Below are 20,042 nucleotides of genomic sequence, written 5' to 3'. Positions count from 1 at the left end.
TTATTTATTATTTCCATCCCTTCTTTAATTGTTATTATCCCCGCCGTTAACCTTATCTCTAGTTTGGTCTTTTTGCATAAATTCCGCTTTGCTACTGGAACATAACAACGCATGACAACACAGGCCCCACCTTCAAATTTGCTTCCCCTGAACCCGGAGCAACTGGCGCGCCTTCAGGCGGCCACCACTGATTTTTCACCCACCCAGCTTGCCTGGGTCTCCGGCTATTTCTGGGGAATGCTCAACCAACAGCCAGGGGCTGTGGTTGCAGCAACGCCTGCCGCCGTTGAAATCCCGGCTATTACGCTCATTTCCGCCTCTCAGACAGGAAATGCGCGCCGCGTGGCGGAAGCGCTGCGTGACGATCTGCTCGCCGCCAAACTGAACGTGAACCTGGTAAACGCCGGGGATTATAAATTTAAGCAAATCGCGTCAGAAAAACTGGTGGTTGTGGTGGCCTCGACGCAGGGTGAAGGTGAACCAGCGGAAGAAGCGGTCGCACTGCATAAATTCCTGTTCTCGAAAAAAGCCCCGAAACTCGATGGCACAGCATTCGCCGTATTCGGCCTGGGCGATACGTCCTATGAGTTCTTCTGCCAGTCCGGTAAAGATTTTGACAGCAAGCTGGCAGAGCTGGGCGCAGAGCGCCTGCTGGATCGCGTCGATGCGGACGTTGAATACCAGCCTGCCGCCGCAGAATGGCGGGCGCGTATTGTCGAGGTTCTGAAAGCACGCGTACCGAAAGATTCCCCTGCACAGGCGGCTGTGACCGCATCAGGGGCGGTCAACGAGGTTTTCACCAGCCCGTATACTAAAGAAGAGCCGCTAACGGCGAGCCTTTCCGTTAATCAAAAAATCACCGGTCGTGATTCTGACAAAGACGTGCGTCACATCGAAATCGATCTCGGCGATTCCGGTTTGCGCTATCAGCCCGGTGATGCGCTGGGCATCTGGTATCAAAACGATCCTCAGCTGGTGAAAGAGCTGGTTGAGCTGTTGTGGTTAAAAGGCACCGAGTCCGTCACCGTCGACGGCAAATCGCTGCCGTTGTCTGAGGCGTTGCAGTGGCACTTTGAACTGACGGTGAACACCGCAAACATTGTTGAGAATTACGCCACGCTGACCCGCAGTGAATCCCTGCTGCCGCTGGTGGGCGATAAAGCCAAACTGCAACACTACGCCGCGACTACGCCGATTGTGGATATGGTCCGTTTCGCCCCCGCGCAGCTGGATGCGGAGGCGCTCATCGGCCTGCTGCGTCCGTTGACGCCGCGCCTCTACTCGATTGCCTCGTCACAGGCGGAAGTGGAAAGCGAAGTGCACATTACCGTCGGTGCGGTACGTTATGACATCGAAGGCCGCGCGCGCACAGGCGGTGCATCTGGTTTCCTCGCTGACCGCGTGGAAGAGGAAGGCGAAGTGCGCGTCTTTATCGAGCACAACGACAACTTCCGTCTGCCAGCCAACCCCGAAACGCCGGTGATCATGATTGGCCCGGGAACGGGTATCGCCCCGTTCCGCGCGTTTATGCAGCAACGAGCGGCAGATGATGCGTCAGGTAAAAACTGGCTCTTCTTCGGCAATCCTCACTTCACAGAAGATTTTCTCTACCAGGTTGAGTGGCAACGCTACGTTAAAGAGGGCGTGCTGAACCGTATCGATCTGGCCTGGTCACGTGACCAAAAACAAAAAATATACGTACAAGACAAACTGCGCGAACAGGGCGCAGAGGTGTGGCGCTGGATCAATGAAGGTGCCCACATTTATGTCTGCGGCGATGCAAATCGCATGGCGAAAGACGTCGAGCAGGCTTTGCTGGAAGTGATTGCCGAATTCGGCGGTATGGATGCCGAAACGGCGGACGAATTTTTAAGTGAGCTGCGCGTAGAGCGCCGTTATCAGCGAGATGTCTACTAATGAGCGAAAAACATCCTGGCCCCCTGGTGGTCGAAGGCAAACTGACTGATGCCGAGCGCATGAAGGTGGAGAGTAACTACCTGCGCGGCACTATTGCCGAAGATTTAAATGACGGTCTGACCGGCGGTTTCAAAGGCGACAACTTCCTGCTGATCCGTTTTCACGGTATGTACCAGCAGGACGATCGCGATATCCGCGCCGAGCGTGCCGAGCAAAAGCTGGAGCCGCGTCACGCGATGCTGCTGCGCTGTCGTCTGCCGGGTGGGGTGATCACCACCCAACAGTGGCAGGCGATTGATAAATTTGCTCATGACAACACGATCTACGGCAGCATTCGTCTGACCAACCGTCAGACATTCCAGTTCCACGGTATTCTGAAGAAGAACGTGAAGCCGGTTCACCAGATGCTGCATTCCGTCGGTCTGGACGCGCTGGCGACCGCCAACGACATGAACCGTAACGTGTTATGTACCTCTAACCCGTACGAATCAGAACTGCACGCCGAAGCCTACGAATGGGCGAAAAAGATTTCTGAACATCTGCTGCCGCGCACGCGCGCCTATGCGGAGATCTGGCTCGATCAGGAAAAGGTCGCGACCACCGACGAGGAGCCGATCCTCGGTCAGACCTATTTGCCGCGTAAGTTCAAAACCACGGTAGTGATCCCGCCGCAGAACGATATCGATCTGCATGCCAACGACATGAACTTTGTGGCGATTGCTGAAAACGGCAAGCTGGTGGGCTTTAACCTGCTGGTGGGCGGTGGACTTTCCATCGAACACGGCAACAAAAAAACCTACGCCCGCACGGCGAGCGAATTTGGTTATCTGCCGCTGGAGCATACGCTGGCAGTGGCTGAAGCGGTGGTAACCACGCAGCGCGACTGGGGCAACCGAACCGATCGTAAAAATGCGAAAACCAAATATACCCTTGAGCGTGTCGGCGTCGAGACGTTCAAAGCAGAAGTGGAGCGTCGCGCGGGCATTAAATTTGAGCCGATCCGCCCGTATGAATTCACCGGTCGCGGCGATCGCATTGGCTGGGTGAAAGGGATTGATAATAAATGGCATCTGACGCTGTTTATCGAAAACGGTCGTATTCTGGATTATCCGGGCCGTCCGCTGAAAACCGGTTTGCTGGAAATTGCTAAGATCCATAAAGGTGAATTCCGCATTACCGCCAATCAGAACCTGATTATCGCCGGCGTGCCGGAAAGCCAGAAAGCGAAGATTGAAAAGCTGGCTCGCGCGCATGCGTTAATGGATGCGGTGAAACCGCAGCGCGAAAATTCGATGGCCTGTGTTTCATTCCCGACCTGTCCGCTGGCGATGGCCGAGGCCGAGCGTTTTCTGCCTTCCTTCACGGACAAAGTGGAAGCGGTGCTGGAAAAACACGGTATCGGCGAAGAGCATATTGTGATGCGTGTGACGGGCTGTCCGAACGGCTGTGGCCGCGCGATGCTGGCGGAGCTGGGACTGGTGGGTAAAGCGCCAGGCCGCTACAACGTTCATCTTGGTGGCAATCGTAGCGGGACGCGTATTCCACGCATGTATCGCGAAAATATTACAGAACCTGAAATTCTCGAGTCTATCGACGAGCTTGTCGGGCGCTGGGCGAAAGAGCGTGAAGCGGGTGAAGGCTTCGGCGACTTTACGGTGCGTGCGGGCATCATTCGGCCAGTGCTCGATCCCGCGCGGGATTTCTGGGAGTAACACTATTCCCCTCACCCTAACCCTCTCCGTGTGGGGGAGAGGGGACTATTGGTTTTCCCCCTCGCTCACAGGGGAGGGAGCCGGGGTGACGGGAAACACACAAACGAGGTCTTTATGTCCGTACTCGATCTGAACGCCCTTAACGAACTACCAAAAGTCGAACGCATTCTGGCACTGGCGGAAACCAACGGCCAACTGGAAAAGCTGGACGCCGAAGGGCGTGTGGCGTGGGCGCTGGAAAACCTGCCGGGAGAGTACGTGCTCTCGTCGAGTTTTGGTATTCAGGCGGCGGTGAGCCTGCATCTGGTGAATCAAATCCGACCGGACATTCCGGTCATCCTCACCGATACCGGCTACCTGTTCCCGGAAACCTATCAGTTTATTGACGAGCTGACGGATAAGCTCAAGCTGAACCTGAAAATTTACCGCGCGGAGCAGAGCGCGGCCTGGCAGGAGGCGCGCTACGGCAAGCTCTGGGAGCAGGGCGTTGAGGGCATTGAGAAATACAATGAGATCAACAAAGTCGAGCCAATGAACCGCGCGCTGAAAGAACTGAATGCGCAGACGTGGTTTGCTGGTCTGCGCCGCGAGCAATCCGGCAGCCGGGCGAGTTTACCGGTGCTGGCGATTCAGCGCGGCGTATTTAAAGTGCTGCCGATTATCGACTGGGATAATCGTACCGTTTATCAGTATCTGCAAAAGCACGGGCTTAGCTATCATCCGCTGTGGGATCAGGGCTATCTGTCGGTCGGTGATACTCACACCACGCGGAAATGGGAACCGGGAATGGCGGAAGAAGAGACGCGATTCTTTGGTTTGAAGCGTGAGTGCGGGCTGCACGAAGGGTAAGGTTTTCTCCTGCCGGAGAGGGGCGTGAAAACAGGCGGCTGCATACACCTCGTGAGCCGCATACAGCCCGTCGCCCCGGCAGGGGAAAGAATCAAAACGTGTATTACACTTTCCCCGCTTTCGCCAGCTCCTTCACCAGCGGCAGCATCACTTTCACGACGTCACGGCTGCGATGCTCAATGCGTTGCGGCAGTGCTTTATCAATGTGCTGCTGGTTATCCAGTCTCACATCGTGCCAGCTTGTTCCCTCCGGAAACGCTTTGGATTTGGCGCGCTGCTGATAGCCATCTTTTTTGCCTAAAGACCAGTTGGTGGCCTCGACGTACAGCACCGGAATACCCGCTTTATCAAACGTCTCGCCGTCATTACAGCAGCCGGTGCCTTTTGGATAATGAGGGTTACGTCCGGGGTTGATGGCCGCCTGAATACCCTGGCTGCGCGCAATCGCCAGCGCCCGATCGCGGGTGAGTTTGCGTACCGGATCGGGTGTGGTTTTGCCGCTGTTAAAATAGAGTTTGTCGCCCACGATCAGATTGTCGAGATTGATCACCAGCAGCGTGTTTTTCTTTTCCGCCGCACTCATGCGGTTAAGCAGGTTTTCTGCGCCGAGCACCCCTTCTTCCTCGCCGCTGGTGGCGACAAAACGAATGCCGTATTCCGTCGGGATATCTTTCAGCCGTTCAGCCAGTTCAAGCATCACGCCCAAACCTGCCGCATTGTCGTCTATACCCTGTAGCGTCAGACCGCCAAGATTGTTGTCGGTATCCGCATCGCTCATCGGCGCATAGGTATCGAGGTGCGCCATAATAATAATCTGCTGGGCTGTTTTGCCTTCATGCGCGGCGATCACCGTACTGCCCGTCACGTTATGCCAGTTTTTACTTTTATTGCGCGAGGTATAAATGTAGCGGCTGTGAAAGGTGCGGATATCGCTCTGGTAACCCATATCGGCAAACTGCTGGCGCAGATAATCAGCCGACAGCATTTCTGCTGGCGTACCGGTCATCCTTCCCGGAAAAACGGTAGCGATATGGCGGGCCTGAGTATTTGCGATGTCACCAAGGGGGTGATCTTTTGCCTGAACCGGCAGGATAAAGCAAACGCCGAACGCCAGGGCAGCGATACGGTGGCGCATTGCGCGAAACATAGTGAGTCCTTAAAAACGGAGCATAATTTTAGCTCGCCTAGTATGAAACTGTGACCGCGCTTACACAATTTCATTTGCTCTTAAATGCCCGATATTTCGCGCGTTAAGCACTTTTTGTCATTTGCTTTTTCAGGCCGTTATTCCATTGAGTAACTACTCATTCCAATTCGTAATTTCATTCACTCTAAGCCGCCCCCTATAGTCCCACTATTCCTGCTTGTTAGAGAGTTGTAGCCACGTGGACTATCTGCCGCTGTTTGCTTCCTTAAAAGACCGTCCGGTGCTGGTTGTGGGGACGGGTGAGATCGCCGAGCGCAAAATGGTATTTTTGCGTCGTGCAGGGGCGCGCGTGCAGGTCGTGACCGGGGAAGCCTTCGACGAATCGCAGCTGGATCACGTTGTGCTGGCGATTGCCGCAACCGAAGACCGCACGCTAAATCGTCGGATCTTTGAGGCGGCCAATGCCCGTCACCGCCTGGTGAACGTGGTGGACGATCAGCCGCTGTGCTCGTTTATCTTTCCGTCTATCGTCGACCGTTCTCCCTTGCTGGTGGCGATCTCTTCCGGCGGTAATGCGCCGGTGCTGGCGCGTCTGCTGCGCGAAAAGCTTGAGGCGCTGCTGCCCGTCAGCCTGGGGCGTATGGCTGAGGTGGCCGGCGGTTTTCGTGAACGCCTGAAAACCCATTTGACGACGACCGTCGAACGGCGTCGTTTTTGGGAAAAAGCGTTTCGCGGACGTTTCGCCAGTCTGATGGCGGCGGGAAATGAAGCCGAAGCGGCGAATGTACTGGAGCAATCGCTCACCGCGCCAGATAAGGCGCAGGGCGAAATTATTCTGGTCGGTGCGGGGCCGGGCGATGCGGGGCTACTGACGTTGCGCGGCCTGCAGGTTATCCAGCAGGCAGACGTGGTCTTTTACGATCATCTGGTAAGCGATGGCGTTCGTGAGCTGATTCGTCGCGATGCCGAGCAAATTTGCGTCGGCAAACGAGCGGGTGAGCATTCAGTGCCGCAGCACGATACCAATCAGATGCTGATAGCAGCAGCTAAAGCGGGCAAAACCGTGGTGCGTCTGAAAGGCGGCGATCCGTTCATTTTTGGTCGCGGTGGGGAAGAGCTTCAGGCCGCTGCCGAAGCGGGCGTGCCGTTTCAGGTGGTGCCTGGGATCATGGCTGCTTCTGCGGTGACGGCTTACGCCGGTATCCCGCTGACGCATCGCGATTACGCCCAGAGCGTCACTTTTGTAACGGGACACTACAAAGCCGACAGCACACCGTTTGACTGGTCACATCTGGCCCAAAGCCGCCAGACGCTGGCGATCTATATGGGCACGATGAAAGCCGCTGACATCAGCCAACAGCTTATTCGTCACGGGCGTGATAAAGCGACGCCTGTGGCGGTCATTTCACGCGGAACGCGCATCGACCAGCATGTCGCGACCGGAACACTAGAACAACTTGAAAACCTGGCGAAAAATGCCCCCATGCCCGCGTTGATCGTGGTGGGAGAGGTGGTGGAGCTGCATCAGACGCTCGCCTGGTTTCAACATCCAACAAACTCAGAAGCCTTTGATTCTTCTGTGGTAAATCTGGCTTAAGGAATGGTTATGGACCAAAAACGACTGACCCACCTGCGGCAACTTGAAGCGGAAAGTATCCATATTATCCGCGAGGTGGCTGCCGAATTCTCGAACCCGGTGATGATGTACTCCATCGGCAAAGATTCCAGCGTGATGCTGCATTTGGCGCGTAAAGCGTTTTATCCGGGGACCTTGCCTTTCCCGCTGCTGCATGTCGATACCGGCTGGAAATTCCGCGAGATGTACGAGTTCCGTGACCGTACCGCCAAAGCCTACGGCTGCGAGCTTTTGGTGCATAAAAACCCGGAAGGGGTGGCGATGGGGATCAACCCGTTTGTCCACGGTAGCGCCAAGCATACCGACATCATGAAAACCGAAGGGCTGAAACAGGCGCTGAACAAATACGGTTTTGATGCGGCCTTTGGCGGTGCGCGCCGCGACGAGGAGAAATCCCGTGCGAAAGAGCGTATCTACTCCTTCCGCGATCGCTTCCATCGTTGGGATCCTAAAAACCAGCGTCCTGAGCTGTGGCACAACTACAACGGTCAGATTAATAAAGGCGAAAGCATTCGCGTCTTCCCGCTCTCCAACTGGACCGAGCTGGATATCTGGCAGTACATCTATCTGGAAAATATCGAAATTGTTCCACTGTATCTGGCGGCAGAGCGCCCGGTGCTGGAGCGTGACGGCATGCTGATGATGATCGATGACGATCGCATTGATTTGCAGCCGGGCGAGGTGATCAAAAAGCAGATGGTCCGCTTCCGTACGCTGGGCTGCTGGCCGCTGACCGGCGCGGTAGAGTCAAACGCGCAGACGCTGCCGGAGATCATCGAAGAGATGCTGGTCTCCACCACCAGTGAGCGACAGGGGCGCATGATTGACCGCGACCAGGCCGGCTCTATGGAGCTGAAGAAACGTCAGGGTTATTTCTAAGGAGCCGCCATGAACACCACTATTGCACAACAAATTGCTGATGAAGGCGGCGTTGAAGCTTACCTGCACGCCCAGCAGCACAAAAGCCTGCTGCGTTTTCTGACCTGCGGCAGCGTAGACGACGGTAAAAGTACGTTGATTGGACGTCTGCTGCACGATACCCGCCAGATTTATGAAGACCAGCTCTCCACGCTGCACAACGACAGCAAGCGCCACGGCACGCAGGGCGAAAAGCTCGACCTGGCGCTGCTGGTTGATGGCCTGCAGGCCGAGCGTGAGCAGGGGATCACCATCGACGTGGCGTACCGCTACTTCTCCACCGAGAAACGCAAATTTATCATCGCTGATACCCCGGGGCACGAACAGTACACCCGCAATATGGCGACCGGCGCTTCAACCTGTGAGCTGGCGATCCTGCTGATGGATGCCCGCAAAGGCGTACTGGATCAAACCCGTCGTCATAGCTTTATCTCCACGCTGTTGGGCATTAAACACCTGGTGGTAGCGGTTAATAAAATGGATCTGGTGAATTTCAGCGAAGAGAAATTTGAGGAGATCCGCCAGAGCTATCTGACCTTTGCCGCGCAGCTGCCGGGAAATCTGGATATTCGCTTTGTACCGCTCTCCGCGCTGGAAGGCGACAACGTCGCATCGCAGAGCGCTAATATGCCGTGGTACAGCGGCCCGACGCTGCTGGAAGTGCTGGAAAACGTCGAGATTCAGCGCGTGGTGGAAAGCCAGCCGATGCGCTTCCCGGTGCAGTATGTGAACCGTCCAAACCTCGATTTCCGGGGCTTCTCCGGGACCATTGCTTCCGGTGTGGTGCACGTCGGCCAGCGCGTGAAGGCACTGCCGTCTGGTGTGGAATCCGCCATCGCCCGTATCGTCACCTTTGATGGTGATTTACAGGATGCGGGCGCGGGCGAAGCGGTGACGCTGGTGCTGAAAGACGAAATTGATATCAGCCGTGGCGATTTGCTGCTGGACGCGCAGGAGAGCGTGCCCGCGGTGCAAAGCGCGTCGCTGGACGTGGTATGGATGGCGGAACAGCCGCTGACGGCGGGGCAAAGCTACGACATTAAAATCGCGGGCAAGAAAACCCGTGCCCGCGTGGATGGCATTCAGTATCAGGTGGATATTAACAATCTGGCTCAACACGCCGTTTCCGAGCTGCCGCTCAATGGTATCGGGCTGGTGGATCTGACCTTCGATGAGCCGCTGGTGCTGGATAAATATCAGCAAAATCCGGTGACGGGTGGGCTTATCTTTATTGATCGCCTGACGAACGTGACCGTCGGCGCGGGTATGGTACGTGAACCGCACGTGCAGGCGAGCGCAGTGCCGTCCGAATTCAGCGCTTTTGAGCTGGAGCTGAACGCGCTGGTCCGTAAACACTTCCCGCACTGGGGCGCTCGCGATCTGCTGGGAGGCAAGTAATGGCGCAGCACGATGAGAACGTCGTCTGGCATCCTCATCCGGTGACGGTCGCCCAGCGTGAACAATTGCACGGGCATCGCGGCGTTGTACTGTGGTTTACCGGGCTGTCCGGCTCCGGTAAATCCACCGTTGCCGGCGCGCTGGAAGAGGCTTTGCACCAGCTGGGCGTCAGCACCTATTTGCTGGATGGTGACAATGTGCGCCACGGCTTGTGCAGCGATTTGGGATTTAGCGATAACGATCGCAAAGAGAACATTCGCCGCGTGGGCGAAGTGGCGAGCCTGATGGCCGATGCGGGGCTGGTGGTATTGACGGCCTTTATCTCACCGCATCGTGCCGAGCGCCAGATGGTGCGCGAACGCGTCGGTCATGAGCGGTTTATCGAGGTGTTTGTGGATACTCCGCTGGCGGTGTGCGAAGCGCGCGACCCGAAAGGGCTGTATAAAAAAGCCCGCGCGGGTGAGTTGCGAAATTTCACCGGCATTGACTCGGTTTATGAATCGCCTGAATCGCCTGACATTCATCTTGAGGGTCAACAATTGGTAACAAATTTGGTTAGTCAATTATTAGACCTGCTGAGACAGGGCGATATTATCAGATCCTGAGACGGTATCGATCGGGTCGCTCACGGCCCGAGTGATGAGCCATGGTTACAGGATCCGCGATGCGCAACAGTCAGAATTACATTATCACCGGGTCGGAGTCGTTATCGACCCAGGACGAGACAACCTGGTCCCTTCCCGGGGCCGTGGTGGGTTTCGTCTCGTGGCTGCTGGCGCTCGGCATCCCCTTCCTGATCTATGGCCCTAATACGCTGTTCTTCTTCCTCTACACCTGGCCATTCTTTCTGGCGCTGATGCCGGTTGCGGTGATGGTGGGTATCGCGCTGCACTCATTGCTGAATGGCAGGCTGCTCTATAGCGCTCTGATCACCATTGCAACGGTCGTCATGATATTCGGCCTGCTGTTTTTATGGTTGATAGGCTAACTTAAGACATAATTAAAACCCCAGAGTAGAGTCCAACGGAAAGTTATGGGATGATGATGCCGTTTTTCAGGGGGCAGGATGGGTAAATTAACGCTGCTGTTGCTGGCTTTGCTGGTCTGGCTGCAGTATTCGCTGTGGTTCGGTAAGAATGGTCTTCACGACTACAGCCGCGTCAATGATGACGTAACAGCACAGCAGGCAACGAACGCAAAACTTAAAGCGCGAAACGATCAACTTTTTGCCGAAATTGACGATCTCAATGGCGGACAAGAGGCGATTGAGGAACGCGCACGCAATGAACTCAGCATGACCAAGCCGGGCGAAACATTTTATCGTCTGGTGCCGGATGCGTCTAAACGCAACCAGGGCTCAGCACAAAACAATCGATAATCAGGCCCAGGATTACGACATGGCAGTGACTTTTTCGGATGTATGCGCCGTTGTACCGGCCGCTGGCTTCGGTCGACGCATGCAGACAGAGTGTCCTAAGCAATACCTTTCAATTGGCGATAAAACGATCCTTGAACACTCCGTGGCGGCGCTGCTGGCGAACCCGCGGGTGACGCGTGTCGTTATCGCTATCAGCCCGGGCGATGCCCGTTTCGCTGCGCTCACGCTCGCGAATCATCCGCAAATCACCGTCGTTGATGGTGGTGTTGAACGCGCCGACTCCGTTCTGGCGGGGCTTCGCGCCGCTGGCAGTGCCCAGTGGGTGCTGGTGCATGACGCCGCTCGCCCGTGTTTACATCAGGCCGATTTAGCCCGTTTGCTAAGTATCAGCGAAACAAGCTCTGTGGGCGGCATTCTGGCGACGCCCGTTCGCGATACCATGAAGCGCGCGGAGCCCGGCTTGCACGCTATTGCCCATACCGTTGAGCGCGTTGATTTATGGCATGCGCTGACGCCCCAGTTTTTCCCCCGCGAACTGCTCCACGACTGCTTAACCCGTGCGCTCAATGAAGGCGCGACCATCACTGACGAAGCCTCGGCGCTGGAATATTGCGGTTTCCACCCTGAACTTATCGAAGGACGCGCTGATAATATTAAAGTGACGCGTCCGGAAGATTTACAGCTCGCGGAATTTTATCTTACCCGTACGACCCATCAGGAGAAGGCATAATGCGAATTGGACACGGTTTTGACGTACACGCCTTTGGCGGCGTTGGCCCGATTATCATTGGCGGGGTACGCATTCCTTTCGAGAAAGGGCTACTCGCGCATTCTGATGGCGATGTTGCGTTGCATGCACTGACCGATGCCTTGCTCGGCGCGGCGGCAATGGGCGATATCGGCAAACTGTTCCCGGACACCGATCCGGCGTTTAAAGGCGCGGACAGCCGCGAGCTGCTGCGCGAAGCCTGGCGTCGTATTCAGGCCAAAGGCTACACCCTGGGCAATGTCGATGTGACGATCATCGCCCAGGCGCCAAAAATGCTGCCGCATATCCCGCAGATGCGCGTGTTTATCGCTGAAGATCTCGGCTGTCATATGGATGATGTCAATGTCAAAGCGACCACCACGGAAAAACTCGGTTTTACCGGCCGCGGTGAAGGCATCGCGTGTGAAGCGGTTGCGCTGCTGGTGAAGGCGGTAAAATGACCGATTTTGATAATCTGACCTACCTGCACGGTAAACCTCAGAGCCAGGGGCTGTTAAAAGCCAACCCTGAAGACTTTGTGGTGGTGGAAGATCTCGGTTTTGAGCCGGACGGCGAGGGTGAACACATTCTCGTTAAGATCCTGAAGAGTGGCTGCAACACGCGCTTTGTTGCCGATGCGCTGGCTAAATTTCTGAAAATACATGCCCGCGAAGTGAGTTTTGCTGGTCAGAAAGATAAACACGCGGTCACGGAGCAGTGGCTGTGCGCGCGAGTCCCTGGCAATGTCATGCCTGATTTAAGCAAATTTGAGCTTGAAGGCTGTAAGGTACTTGAATATGCGCGTCACAAGCGCAAACTTCGTCTGGGCGCGTTGAAAGGTAACGCCTTTACGCTGGTGCTGCGTGGAGTGACCGATCGTGAAGATGTGGAAAAACGACTCAGCGCCATTAACGAACAGGGCGTGCCAAACTATTTTGGTGCCCAGCGTTTCGGCCTCGGCGGCAGCAATTTACTGGGCGCGCTGCGTTGGGCGCAAAACGCAGCGCCGGTGCGTGACAGGAATAAACGCAGTTTTTGGTTGTCGGCGGCACGCAGTGCGTTGTTTAATCAGATTGTGAGCGAACGACTGAAAAAAACGGACGCGAATCAAGTTGTTGTCGGCGATGCGCTACAATTAGCGGGGCGCGGCAGTTGGTTTGTGGCCACAAGCGAAGAAATCGCTGATCTGCAAACGCGCGTCGATACTCAATCGCTGATGATCACCGCCGCGCTGCCGGGCTCGGGAGAATGGGGAACGCAGGGCGAAGCGCTGGCGGCTGAACAGGCTGCCGTGGCAGAGGCGACAGAATTACAATCATTGCTGGTGCGGGAAAAAGTCGAAGCGGCACGCCGCGCGATGCTGCTCTACCCGCAGCAGCTTAGCTGGAACTGGTGGGATGACGTGACCGTCGAGTTACGTTTCTGGCTGCCGGCAGGTAGCTTCGCCACCAGTGTTGTCAGGGAACTTATCAACACGTCGGGTGACTATGCGAATATTGCTGAGTAACGATGATGGGATACATGCGCCTGGAATTCAGACGCTGGCTAAACACCTCCGCGAGTTTGCCGAGGTGCAGGTCGTAGCCCCCGATCGTAACCGCAGTGGGGCGTCCAACTCATTAACGCTGGAATCGTCGCTTCGCACTTTTACCTATGAAAATGGCGATATTGCGGTGCAGATGGGCACGCCAACTGATTGCGTATTTTTGGGCGTCAATGCCCTGATGCGCCCGCGCCCGGATGTGGTGGTGTCTGGTATCAACGCAGGCCCTAATCTGGGTGATGATGTGATTTACTCGGGCACGGTCGCGGCGGCGATGGAGGGACGCCATCTCGGATTTCCCGCGCTGGCGGTTTCTTTGAATGGACACAAACACTACGATACCGCGGCTGCCGTGACCTGTTCTCTGCTTCGCGCACTCAGCCGTGAACCGCTGCGTACCGGACGTATTCTCAATATCAACGTTCCCGATCTGCCGCTTGAAGAGATCAAAGGCATTCGCGTGACGCGCTGTGGCAGCCGCCATCCCGCAGACCAGGTGATCCCGCAGCAAGATCCGCGCGGCAATACCCTGTACTGGATTGGTCCGCCGGGCGATAAATGCGATGCCGGGCCGGATACGGATTTTGCGGCAGTGGATGAGGGCTATGTTTCCGTCACGCCGCTGCACGTCGATCTGACCGCGTATAACGCGCAGGATGTGGTGTCAGGCTGGCTTGAACGCGCCGGAGTGAACACACAATGGTAAGCAAACGTGTGCAAGCTCTTCTGAATCAATTACGCACTCAGGGTATTGCCGACGAGCATGTGCTTGAGGCCATCGCGCAGGTCCCTCGTGAGAAATTTGTGGATGAGGCGTTTGAACACAAAGCGTGGGAAAACGTAGCCTTACCGATCGGCCAGGGGCAGACAATTTCGCAACCCTACATGGTTGCGCGAATGACGGAACTGCTTGAGCTGACTCCGGAATCTCGTGTGCTGGAAATCGGCACCGGTTCCGGTTATCAGACGGCCATTCTTGCTCACCTGGTGCATCACGTCTGTTCAGTCGAGCGGATAAAAGGCTTGCAGTGGCACGCCCGTCGTCGTCTTAAACAGCTGGATTTGCATAATGTTTCAACACGTCACGGCGATGGCTGGCAGGGCTGGCAAGCCCGCGCGCCGTTTGATGCCATTATCGTGACGGCAGCTCCCCCTGAAATTCCATCCGCGCTGATGTCGCAACTGGATGAGGGCGGGATTCTCGTGTTGCCTGTGGGAGACGAACATCAGCTTTTGAAGCGGGTGCGTCGACGGGGCGGCGAGTTTATTATCGATACCGTAGAAGCCGTACGCTTTGTGCCTCTCGTGAAGGGAGAACTGGCTTAACACTCGGAATTTTCCAGGGTTAATCGGTAAAATTCAGAGTATGGTGAGGCGCAAAAGGTTCGTGGCATAACGGTTAATTTTAAGTCACTGGTAGTTAACACATTCCTGGGGGATAAATGAGCGCGGGAAGCCCAACATTCACCATCAGCCGTGTCGCGGCATTGTCATTGGTTTCGCTTTGGCTGGCAGGTTGTACAAGTTCTAATAACGCTCCTGCTCCGGTTAGCTCTGTCGGTGGCAATAGCAGCGCGGGCAACACTTCAAGTGGAATGCTAATTACTCCTCCGCCCAAAATGGGCACGGCGAATGCGCAACAAACTCCGCAGATCCAGCCGGTTCAACCGCCTGTCACGCAGTCAACTCAGATTCAGCCAGTGCAACAAACTGTGCAGACCGAAAATGGCCGCATAGTCTATAACCGCAAGTATGGGAACATTCCGAAAGGAAGCTATACCGGTGGCAGCACCTACACCGTGAAACGCGGCGATACCCTTTTCTATATTGCGTGGATCACCGGGAACGATTTCCGTGACCTCGCACAGCGAAATAACGTTCAGGCCCCGTATGGTCTGGAAGTTGGCCAGACGCTCCAGGTCGGCAATGCGACCGGTACGCCATTGACTCCTGGCAACTCTGTTTCAGCGGCGGATGTTACCGCGCAAAATAACAGCGTTAAACCTGCGCAAAATTCAAGCGCAGTTGTTGCTTCGCAACCGACAATTACGTATTCTGAAGACTCAGGTGAACAGAGTGCTAACAAAATGTTGCCGAATAATAAGGCGTCTGCGACTGTCGTCACAGCACCTACTACGGCACCTGTGGTTAGCTCTACCGTACCGACTGCCAGCAGTCAAAATACCAGTGCGCCAATTTCTACCTGGCGCTGGCCAACTGATGGCAAAGTTATCGAGAACTTCTCTTCCTCCGAGGGGGGAAATAAAGGGATCGATATCGCAGGGAGTAAAGGACAGGCTATCATCGCGACCGCAGACGGACGCGTTGTGTATGCCGGTAACGCTCTGCGCGGTTACGGTAATCTTATTATCATCAAACATAACGATGATTACCTGAGTGCCTACGCCCATAACGATACAATGCTGGTCCGGGAGCAACAAGAAATCAAGGCGGGGCAAAAAATCGCTACCATGGGTAGCACCGGCACCAGTTCTACACGCTTGCATTTTGAAATTCGTTACAAGGGGAAATCCGTAAACCCGCTGCAATATTTACCGCAGCGATAAATTGGCGGGACATACCACTTCAGGGTGTCTCGTTCAGGGATCACGGGTAGGAGCCACCTTATGAGTCAGAATACGCTGAAAGTTCATGATTTAAATGAAGATGCGGAATTTGATGAGAACGGAGCTGAGTCTTTTGATGAAAAAGCCTTGGTTGAAGAGGAACCCAGTGATAACGATTTAGCTGAAGAAGAGCTGTTATCGCAGGGCGCCACACAGCGTGTGCTTGACGCGACTCAGCTTTACCTTGGAGAGATTGGTTATTCTCCATTGTTAACGGCCGAAGAAGAAGTATATTTCGCGCGTCGCGCATTGCGTGGAGATGTAGCCTCACGCCGCCGCATGATTGAAAGTAACTTGCGTCTGGTCGTGAAAATTGCTCGTCGTTACAGCAATCGTGGTCTGGCACTGCTGGATCTGATTGAAGAGGGCAACTTAGGTCTCATCCGCGCTGTTGAGAAGTTTGACCCGGAACGCGGGTTCCGCTTCTCTACTTACGCTACCTGGTGGATTCGCCAGACTATCGAACGGGCAATTATGAACCAAACCCGTACGATTCGCCTGCCGATTCACATCGTCAAAGAGTTGAACGTTTATCTGCGTACTGCGCGTGAGTTGTCCCATAAACTGGACCACGAGCCAAGTGCGGAAGAGATTGCCGAGCAACTCGATAAACCGGTTGATGACGTAAGCCGTATGCTTCGTCTCAACGAGCGCATTACCTCCGTCGACACCCCGTTGGGTGGCGATTCCGAAAAAGCGCTGCTGGACATCCTGGCCGATGAAAAAGACAACGGCCCGGAAGACACCACGCAAGACGATGACATGAAACAGAGCATCGTTAAATGGCTGTTCGAACTGAACGCCAAACAGCGTGAAGTGCTGGCACGTCGTTTCGGTCTGTTGGGGTATGAAGCTGCGACACTGGAAGATGTCGGCCGTGAAATTGGCCTGACCCGTGAACGTGTTCGTCAGATTCAGGTTGAAGGTCTGCGTCGTCTGCGTGAAATTCTGCAGGGGCAGGGACTGAATATCGAAGCGCTGTTCCGCGAGTAAGCAACCTTTCATCAAAAAGGCCAGTCGAGAGACTGGCCTTTTTCTTTTTAGTCAGCAGGCAGCGCCGTCTCGTGCAGATGACGCCACACGATTTTGTCACCTTCCTGTTTTAACACCACCGTTGACCAACGAGCCGTAGGCGCTTGTCCGGGCAAATATTGCGTCTCACGATAGCGCAGCGCTGCGCCGTGAGACCACATATCCACCAGCGTAATATCATCAACGCGGATGCTCAGCCCTGGACGACCTGCGCGCTGGGCTTCGAAAAAGTGCAGCAGGGCTGGATAATCAAGCACACTGCCCGTCGGGGCAATCATCGTAAAATCAGGGGCAAAACGCGCGGTCAACGCGTCGAATTGGCCCTCGCCCCGGCCCAGCCAGTTTTCAATGGCGATGTGGGCGTCGATGATTTCTGCTTCGTAGGGGGTCATGGTTTCTCCTTGTGAAGGTGCATAGTCACCTTCTGGTTGTTAAGACAAAACGCTGCGAACACGGGAAGCAGGGTAATACCTGCTGCTACGATAAAGGTCCAGTGCCACGCCGGAAGCGGCGCAAGATAATGCTGTAGCATGCTCAATAGCAGCGCCAGTAGCGTTGCGCCGATAAAGAAACTCAACTGACGATTAAGATTCCATAGCGCGCTGGCATCGGGCATATCTTCATGAGATGTGGTCAGAAACGCGCTGCTCTGGGCGGCGCTGCTGCACAAACTTCCGCCTGCTCCCATCAGCGCGAAGGCGGCGATGAGGATGCTGTACGTCGTTGCCGGGCTGACATGAGTGAGCACCAAAATACCCGCCGCCTGAAGCAGGCAGCCGAGAATAATCAGCGGGCGGGGGCCAATGCGATTAAACAATTTTCCGGTGGTTGTAATGGCGATAAACGAGGCCACTGACCAGGGCAGCATCAGCGCACCCGTCGTGGCGGGGCTCAGTTTGGCTACGGTCTGAAGATAGAACATCCCGATGACGTTAACACCAATAAACATCCCCGGTACGCAGAGGTAAACCAGCATCGAGAATCGCAGCAAGGGATCTGCAAGCAGCGGTAAATGGAGCATGCGTTTTTTGCCCGCGGGGGGCGTCTCATGCTTCAGCCACAGGCATGCCAGAAGCAGAGTCACGGCGGCGATGGGCAACGTCGCGAAGAAAATCCATCGCCAGCTGAATGACTGTACCAGCAATCCGCCCACCGCCGGGGAACACGCCGGAGCCAACAGCGCGACCAGCATGACGAAAGAAGAGAGTCTTGCACGTTCATGAGGCTTAAATTGTTGCCACGTCAGCGCCTGGCCCACCGGGATCAGTAACCCGCCTCCCATCCCCTGGATCACTCGCCAGAAGATCAGGCTTTCCAGCGACGGCGAGAAACCGGCCGCCGTCGCAGCGAGGGCGAAGAGGGACAAGGAGACAATAAACAGCCGCCTGGCGCCAAGGATCCGCGTGAGCATTGCGCTAAAAGGAATGATGAGCGTCAGGCCGGCAATGTAGCCGTTGCTGACCCATGCCAGCGCGGACGCCGATGAATGCAGTGCAACCGCCATCGCCGGAAAGGCAACGCTCGCGATAAACATGTTGATCAGGTCGAGAAAAAAGCCCAGCAGGTACACCGTGGCGACTTTACTGCGATACGTCATTTTCGTTCCTCCGTTGAGGAGCGCTAATGTATCTGAGCGATATCCTCGGATAAACGGCGGCAGTGACGATATACTGTCAAAATAATTTTGACAGTGAGAGGGCGGTAATGCTCAATTTGCAGCGAATCACGATCTTCGTGGCGGTGGTGGATAGCGGAAGTTTGACGGCTGCCGCTGGCGTGTTAGGGCTGACCAAAGCGGTGGTCAGTTTCAATATTCGCCAGCTGGAAAACGAGCTGGGAGTGACGTTGCTGCTGAGATCCACGCGGCGTCTGACCCTAACCGAGCCGGGGCAGCTCTTCTATCAGCGTGGCGTTACGTTGCTGAAAGAGGCCGAAAGTTTGCAGGATGACGTGCGTGCAAACCACGCGGGGCTAACCGGCGAACTACGTATCACTACGACGCCGGAATACGGGGCGCAGGTGGTGATCCCAATCCTCGCGGCCTTTAGTCAGCAACATCCCGGGCTGCGGGTCCGCCATGTCTCCTCTTCGCATCATGCAGACCTCATTTCAGAGCGCTTTGATGTGGCCATTCGTCTCGGTACGCTGGCCGATTCGCGTTACCACGCCGCGCTAATCGCCCGGTTTGCCATCCTGCCGGTGGCGACACCGGAGTGGCAGGCGCATCACGAAGTCGACTCACTGGAGGCGCTTGCGCAGTCGGAGTGGATTGTTCATGAGCGCCTGTCCACGCCGCTTCGCTGGCAGGTCAGCGATGAGCACGGGCGAAGTTCAACGCTTGAGATTAAACGTGCGCCGCGTTTATTTGCAGACAGTGCGCAGGCCCTTATGGCCTTTGCGCTTGCCGGCAGCGGCCTGGCGTTGCTGCCTGAATGGCTGGTGAAAACGGCTCTTGAAGAGGGGACGCTACTGCACATCCTGCCCGGCGTGACTTTTGCGCAACAGGGGATTTATGCGGTTTATCCTGATGCGCAGCATGTTCCTGCTAAGGTACGGACTTTTATAGATTTTCTGCGCGCGCGCGTGGGCTAATCGCGCATCATTTTTCGGACAAGCGCAGAGAATTGCGCCCGCTCTTCTTCGCTTAGCCGCCCTAAAAATGCGCCATCAACCTCGTTCCCGACAGGTTTGCAGTGGGCGAGGAGCGCTTCGCCTTCGGGTGTCAGATAGACAAAACGCCGGCGCTTATCCGCCTGATCGTGTTCACGTTTGACCAGACCGCGAGCCTCCAGTCGGCTCAGCATTTCCGCGAGTGTCGCTTTGGTGCTGACTGCGACTTCGGTCAGCGCGACCTGTTCAATCCCCGGGTTTTCTGCAATGGAACGCATGACCGCGTACTGTGGTTTTGTCAGCTCCGGCAGTGCCTGCTGCCAGTGGGCCGTATGCTGTTGAAAAAGCTGACGTAACAGATGGAACGCCTCTTGTCTTAGCTCCATGAATACTCCGGTGTAGAAATCTCGTCTCTATGATAACCGCTCTTGCCCGGATTGATAGCGCCCCATTTTTTTGCAATAAGTGTGATCGTGTACGAACGAGATTGAGAGTTTAAACGATCTGGCGTATGTTAATTTAAATGT

Annotated in this window: 21 protein-coding genes; 17 read left to right on the top strand and 4 right to left on the bottom strand. The window is 55.5% G+C overall.

Going from position 1 to position 20,042, the window contains the following annotated elements; genetic code table 11:
* Positions 1-111 precede the first annotated feature (111 nt).
* The 3 genes from cysJ (at position 112) to cysH (ending at position 4,478) form a co-directional block, all read left to right on the top strand.
* Entirely contained in the window at positions 112-1,917 is a 1,806-nt protein-coding gene (cysJ, locus tag SOM82_RS16155) for an NADPH-dependent assimilatory sulfite reductase flavoprotein subunit (RefSeq protein WP_320460481.1), read from the top strand.
* On the top strand, positions 1,917-3,629 hold the full coding sequence (gene cysI / locus SOM82_RS16150; RefSeq protein ID WP_154126032.1) for an assimilatory sulfite reductase (NADPH) hemoprotein subunit: 1,713 nt from the start codon (positions 1,917-1,919) through the stop codon (positions 3,627-3,629). The genes cysJ and cysI overlap by 1 nt, the downstream gene beginning before the upstream one ends.
* 114 nt (positions 3,630-3,743) lie before the next feature.
* The gene (gene cysH, locus SOM82_RS16145; protein WP_154126031.1) at positions 3,744-4,478 is read left to right on the top strand and encodes a phosphoadenosine phosphosulfate reductase; all 735 of its coding nucleotides are present in this window, start codon (positions 3,744-3,746) and stop codon (positions 4,476-4,478) included.
* Between the two features lie 103 nt (positions 4,479-4,581).
* Here cysH and SOM82_RS16140 read toward each other — a convergent pair whose 3' ends face one another.
* Complete coding sequence (locus tag SOM82_RS16140; RefSeq protein ID WP_154126030.1) at positions 4,582-5,625, bottom strand: aminopeptidase; 1,044 nt, start codon at positions 5,623-5,625, stop codon at positions 4,582-4,584.
* Positions 5,626-5,863: 238 nt separating this feature from the next.
* Here SOM82_RS16140 and cysG point away from each other — a divergent pair, with 238 nt between their 5' ends.
* The 13 genes from cysG to rpoS all read left to right on the top strand — a co-directional run bounded on the left by cysG (position 5,864) and on the right by rpoS (position 16,866).
* Positions 5,864-7,222: a siroheme synthase CysG gene (gene cysG, locus SOM82_RS16135; RefSeq protein ID WP_320460480.1), complete on the top strand. Its 1,359-nt coding sequence runs from the start codon at positions 5,864-5,866 to the stop codon at positions 7,220-7,222.
* A gap of 9 nt (positions 7,223-7,231) precedes the next feature.
* On the top strand, positions 7,232-8,140 hold the full coding sequence (cysD, locus tag SOM82_RS16130) for a sulfate adenylyltransferase subunit CysD (protein ID WP_095283121.1): 909 nt from the start codon (positions 7,232-7,234) through the stop codon (positions 8,138-8,140).
* Positions 8,141-8,149: 9 nt separating this feature from the next.
* Complete coding sequence (cysN, locus tag SOM82_RS16125; protein ID WP_320460479.1) at positions 8,150-9,577, top strand: sulfate adenylyltransferase subunit CysN; 1,428 nt, start codon at positions 8,150-8,152, stop codon at positions 9,575-9,577.
* The gene (cysC, locus tag SOM82_RS16120) at positions 9,577-10,182 is read left to right on the top strand and encodes an adenylyl-sulfate kinase (protein WP_320460478.1); all 606 of its coding nucleotides are present in this window, start codon (positions 9,577-9,579) and stop codon (positions 10,180-10,182) included. The genes cysN and cysC overlap by 1 nt, the downstream gene beginning before the upstream one ends.
* A 59-nt stretch (positions 10,183-10,241) precedes the next feature.
* Positions 10,242-10,565: a DUF3561 family protein gene (locus SOM82_RS16115; RefSeq protein WP_320460477.1), complete on the top strand. Its 324-nt coding sequence runs from the start codon at positions 10,242-10,244 to the stop codon at positions 10,563-10,565.
* A gap of 78 nt (positions 10,566-10,643) precedes the next feature.
* On the top strand, positions 10,644-10,955 hold the full coding sequence (ftsB, locus tag SOM82_RS16110) for a cell division protein FtsB (RefSeq protein WP_095283114.1): 312 nt from the start codon (positions 10,644-10,646) through the stop codon (positions 10,953-10,955).
* Between the two features lie 19 nt (positions 10,956-10,974).
* A complete protein-coding gene (gene ispD / locus SOM82_RS16105) occupies positions 10,975-11,685 on the top strand; it encodes a 2-C-methyl-D-erythritol 4-phosphate cytidylyltransferase (RefSeq protein WP_320460476.1) in 711 nt (236 codons plus the stop codon).
* Positions 11,685-12,164 (top strand): 2-C-methyl-D-erythritol 2,4-cyclodiphosphate synthase, encoded by a 480-nt coding sequence (ispF, locus tag SOM82_RS16100; protein ID WP_154126024.1) that lies wholly within the window; start codon positions 11,685-11,687, stop codon positions 12,162-12,164. Before ispD ends, ispF begins: the two co-directional genes overlap by 1 nt.
* Complete coding sequence (gene truD / locus SOM82_RS16095) at positions 12,161-13,210, top strand: tRNA pseudouridine(13) synthase TruD (protein ID WP_320460475.1); 1,050 nt, start codon at positions 12,161-12,163, stop codon at positions 13,208-13,210. The genes ispF and truD overlap by 4 nt, the downstream gene beginning before the upstream one ends.
* A complete protein-coding gene (gene surE, locus SOM82_RS16090; protein ID WP_154126022.1) occupies positions 13,191-13,952 on the top strand; it encodes a 5'/3'-nucleotidase SurE in 762 nt (253 codons plus the stop codon). Before truD ends, surE begins: the two co-directional genes overlap by 20 nt.
* Positions 13,946-14,572, top strand: coding sequence for a protein-L-isoaspartate(D-aspartate) O-methyltransferase (locus SOM82_RS16085; protein ID WP_320460474.1), 627 nt, complete (start codon positions 13,946-13,948; stop codon positions 14,570-14,572). The genes surE and SOM82_RS16085 overlap by 7 nt, the downstream gene beginning before the upstream one ends.
* 116 nt (positions 14,573-14,688) lie before the next feature.
* Positions 14,689-15,813 (top strand): murein hydrolase activator NlpD, encoded by a 1,125-nt coding sequence (gene nlpD / locus SOM82_RS16080; RefSeq protein WP_154126020.1) that lies wholly within the window; start codon positions 14,689-14,691, stop codon positions 15,811-15,813.
* 60 nt (positions 15,814-15,873) lie between these two features.
* The gene (rpoS, locus tag SOM82_RS16075) at positions 15,874-16,866 is read left to right on the top strand and encodes an RNA polymerase sigma factor RpoS (RefSeq protein ID WP_095283101.1); all 993 of its coding nucleotides are present in this window, start codon (positions 15,874-15,876) and stop codon (positions 16,864-16,866) included.
* A gap of 47 nt (positions 16,867-16,913) precedes the next feature.
* On the opposite strand, the gene SOM82_RS16070 is transcribed toward rpoS, so the two are convergent.
* Together SOM82_RS16070 and SOM82_RS16065 are read right to left on the bottom strand one after the other, a co-directional pair.
* Positions 16,914-17,297, bottom strand: coding sequence for a DUF4440 domain-containing protein (locus tag SOM82_RS16070; RefSeq protein ID WP_320460473.1), 384 nt, complete (start codon positions 17,295-17,297; stop codon positions 16,914-16,916).
* A complete protein-coding gene (locus tag SOM82_RS16065) occupies positions 17,294-18,502 on the bottom strand; it encodes an MFS transporter (protein ID WP_320460472.1) in 1,209 nt (402 codons plus the stop codon). Before SOM82_RS16065 ends, SOM82_RS16070 begins: the two co-directional genes overlap by 4 nt.
* A 107-nt stretch (positions 18,503-18,609) precedes the next feature.
* Between SOM82_RS16065 and SOM82_RS16060 the strand changes: the two genes are divergently transcribed.
* Positions 18,610-19,497, top strand: coding sequence for a LysR family transcriptional regulator (locus tag SOM82_RS16060; RefSeq protein ID WP_320460471.1), 888 nt, complete (start codon positions 18,610-18,612; stop codon positions 19,495-19,497).
* Here the strand turns inward: SOM82_RS16060 and SOM82_RS16055 are convergent.
* Complete coding sequence (locus tag SOM82_RS16055) at positions 19,494-19,901, bottom strand: MarR family winged helix-turn-helix transcriptional regulator (protein ID WP_320460470.1); 408 nt, start codon at positions 19,899-19,901, stop codon at positions 19,494-19,496. The genes SOM82_RS16060 and SOM82_RS16055 overlap by 4 nt on opposite strands.
* Positions 19,902-20,042 lie beyond the last annotated feature (141 nt).

Origin of the sequence: Lelliottia sp. CFBP8978 (genome assembly GCF_034046055.2) — a bacterium.
Lineage (GTDB): Bacteria > Pseudomonadota > Gammaproteobacteria > Enterobacterales > Enterobacteriaceae > Enterobacter.
The sequence above is the reverse complement of the archived record's forward strand: the minus strand, read 5'-3'. Positions and strand labels throughout refer to the sequence as shown.

Coding starts and splice junctions, on each gene's coding strand:
- rpoS (WP_095283101.1), top strand. CDS start 15,874: ATGAGTCAGAATACGCTGAAAGTTCATGATTTAAATGAAGATGCGGAA.
- ispF (WP_154126024.1), top strand. CDS start 11,685: ATGCGAATTGGACACGGTTTTGACGTACACGCCTTTGGCGGCGTTGGC.
- surE (WP_154126022.1), top strand. CDS start 13,191: ATGCGAATATTGCTGAGTAACGATGATGGGATACATGCGCCTGGAATT.
- SOM82_RS16115 (WP_320460477.1), top strand. CDS start 10,242: ATGCGCAACAGTCAGAATTACATTATCACCGGGTCGGAGTCGTTATCG.
- cysI (WP_154126032.1), top strand. CDS start 1,917: ATGAGCGAAAAACATCCTGGCCCCCTGGTGGTCGAAGGCAAACTGACT.
- SOM82_RS16055 (WP_320460470.1), bottom strand. CDS start 19,901: ATGGAGCTAAGACAAGAGGCGTTCCATCTGTTACGTCAGCTTTTTCAA.
- nlpD (WP_154126020.1), top strand. CDS start 14,689: ATGAGCGCGGGAAGCCCAACATTCACCATCAGCCGTGTCGCGGCATTG.
- cysC (WP_320460478.1), top strand. CDS start 9,577: ATGGCGCAGCACGATGAGAACGTCGTCTGGCATCCTCATCCGGTGACG.
- cysH (WP_154126031.1), top strand. CDS start 3,744: ATGTCCGTACTCGATCTGAACGCCCTTAACGAACTACCAAAAGTCGAA.
- SOM82_RS16070 (WP_320460473.1), bottom strand. CDS start 17,297: ATGACCCCCTACGAAGCAGAAATCATCGACGCCCACATCGCCATTGAA.
- SOM82_RS16060 (WP_320460471.1), top strand. CDS start 18,610: ATGCTCAATTTGCAGCGAATCACGATCTTCGTGGCGGTGGTGGATAGC.
- SOM82_RS16140 (WP_154126030.1), bottom strand. CDS start 5,625: ATGTTTCGCGCAATGCGCCACCGTATCGCTGCCCTGGCGTTCGGCGTT.
- truD (WP_320460475.1), top strand. CDS start 12,161: ATGACCGATTTTGATAATCTGACCTACCTGCACGGTAAACCTCAGAGC.
- SOM82_RS16065 (WP_320460472.1), bottom strand. CDS start 18,502: ATGACGTATCGCAGTAAAGTCGCCACGGTGTACCTGCTGGGCTTTTTT.
- SOM82_RS16085 (WP_320460474.1), top strand. CDS start 13,946: ATGGTAAGCAAACGTGTGCAAGCTCTTCTGAATCAATTACGCACTCAG.
- cysD (WP_095283121.1), top strand. CDS start 7,232: ATGGACCAAAAACGACTGACCCACCTGCGGCAACTTGAAGCGGAAAGT.
- cysN (WP_320460479.1), top strand. CDS start 8,150: ATGAACACCACTATTGCACAACAAATTGCTGATGAAGGCGGCGTTGAA.
- cysJ (WP_320460481.1), top strand. CDS start 112: ATGACAACACAGGCCCCACCTTCAAATTTGCTTCCCCTGAACCCGGAG.
- ispD (WP_320460476.1), top strand. CDS start 10,975: ATGGCAGTGACTTTTTCGGATGTATGCGCCGTTGTACCGGCCGCTGGC.
- ftsB (WP_095283114.1), top strand. CDS start 10,644: ATGGGTAAATTAACGCTGCTGTTGCTGGCTTTGCTGGTCTGGCTGCAG.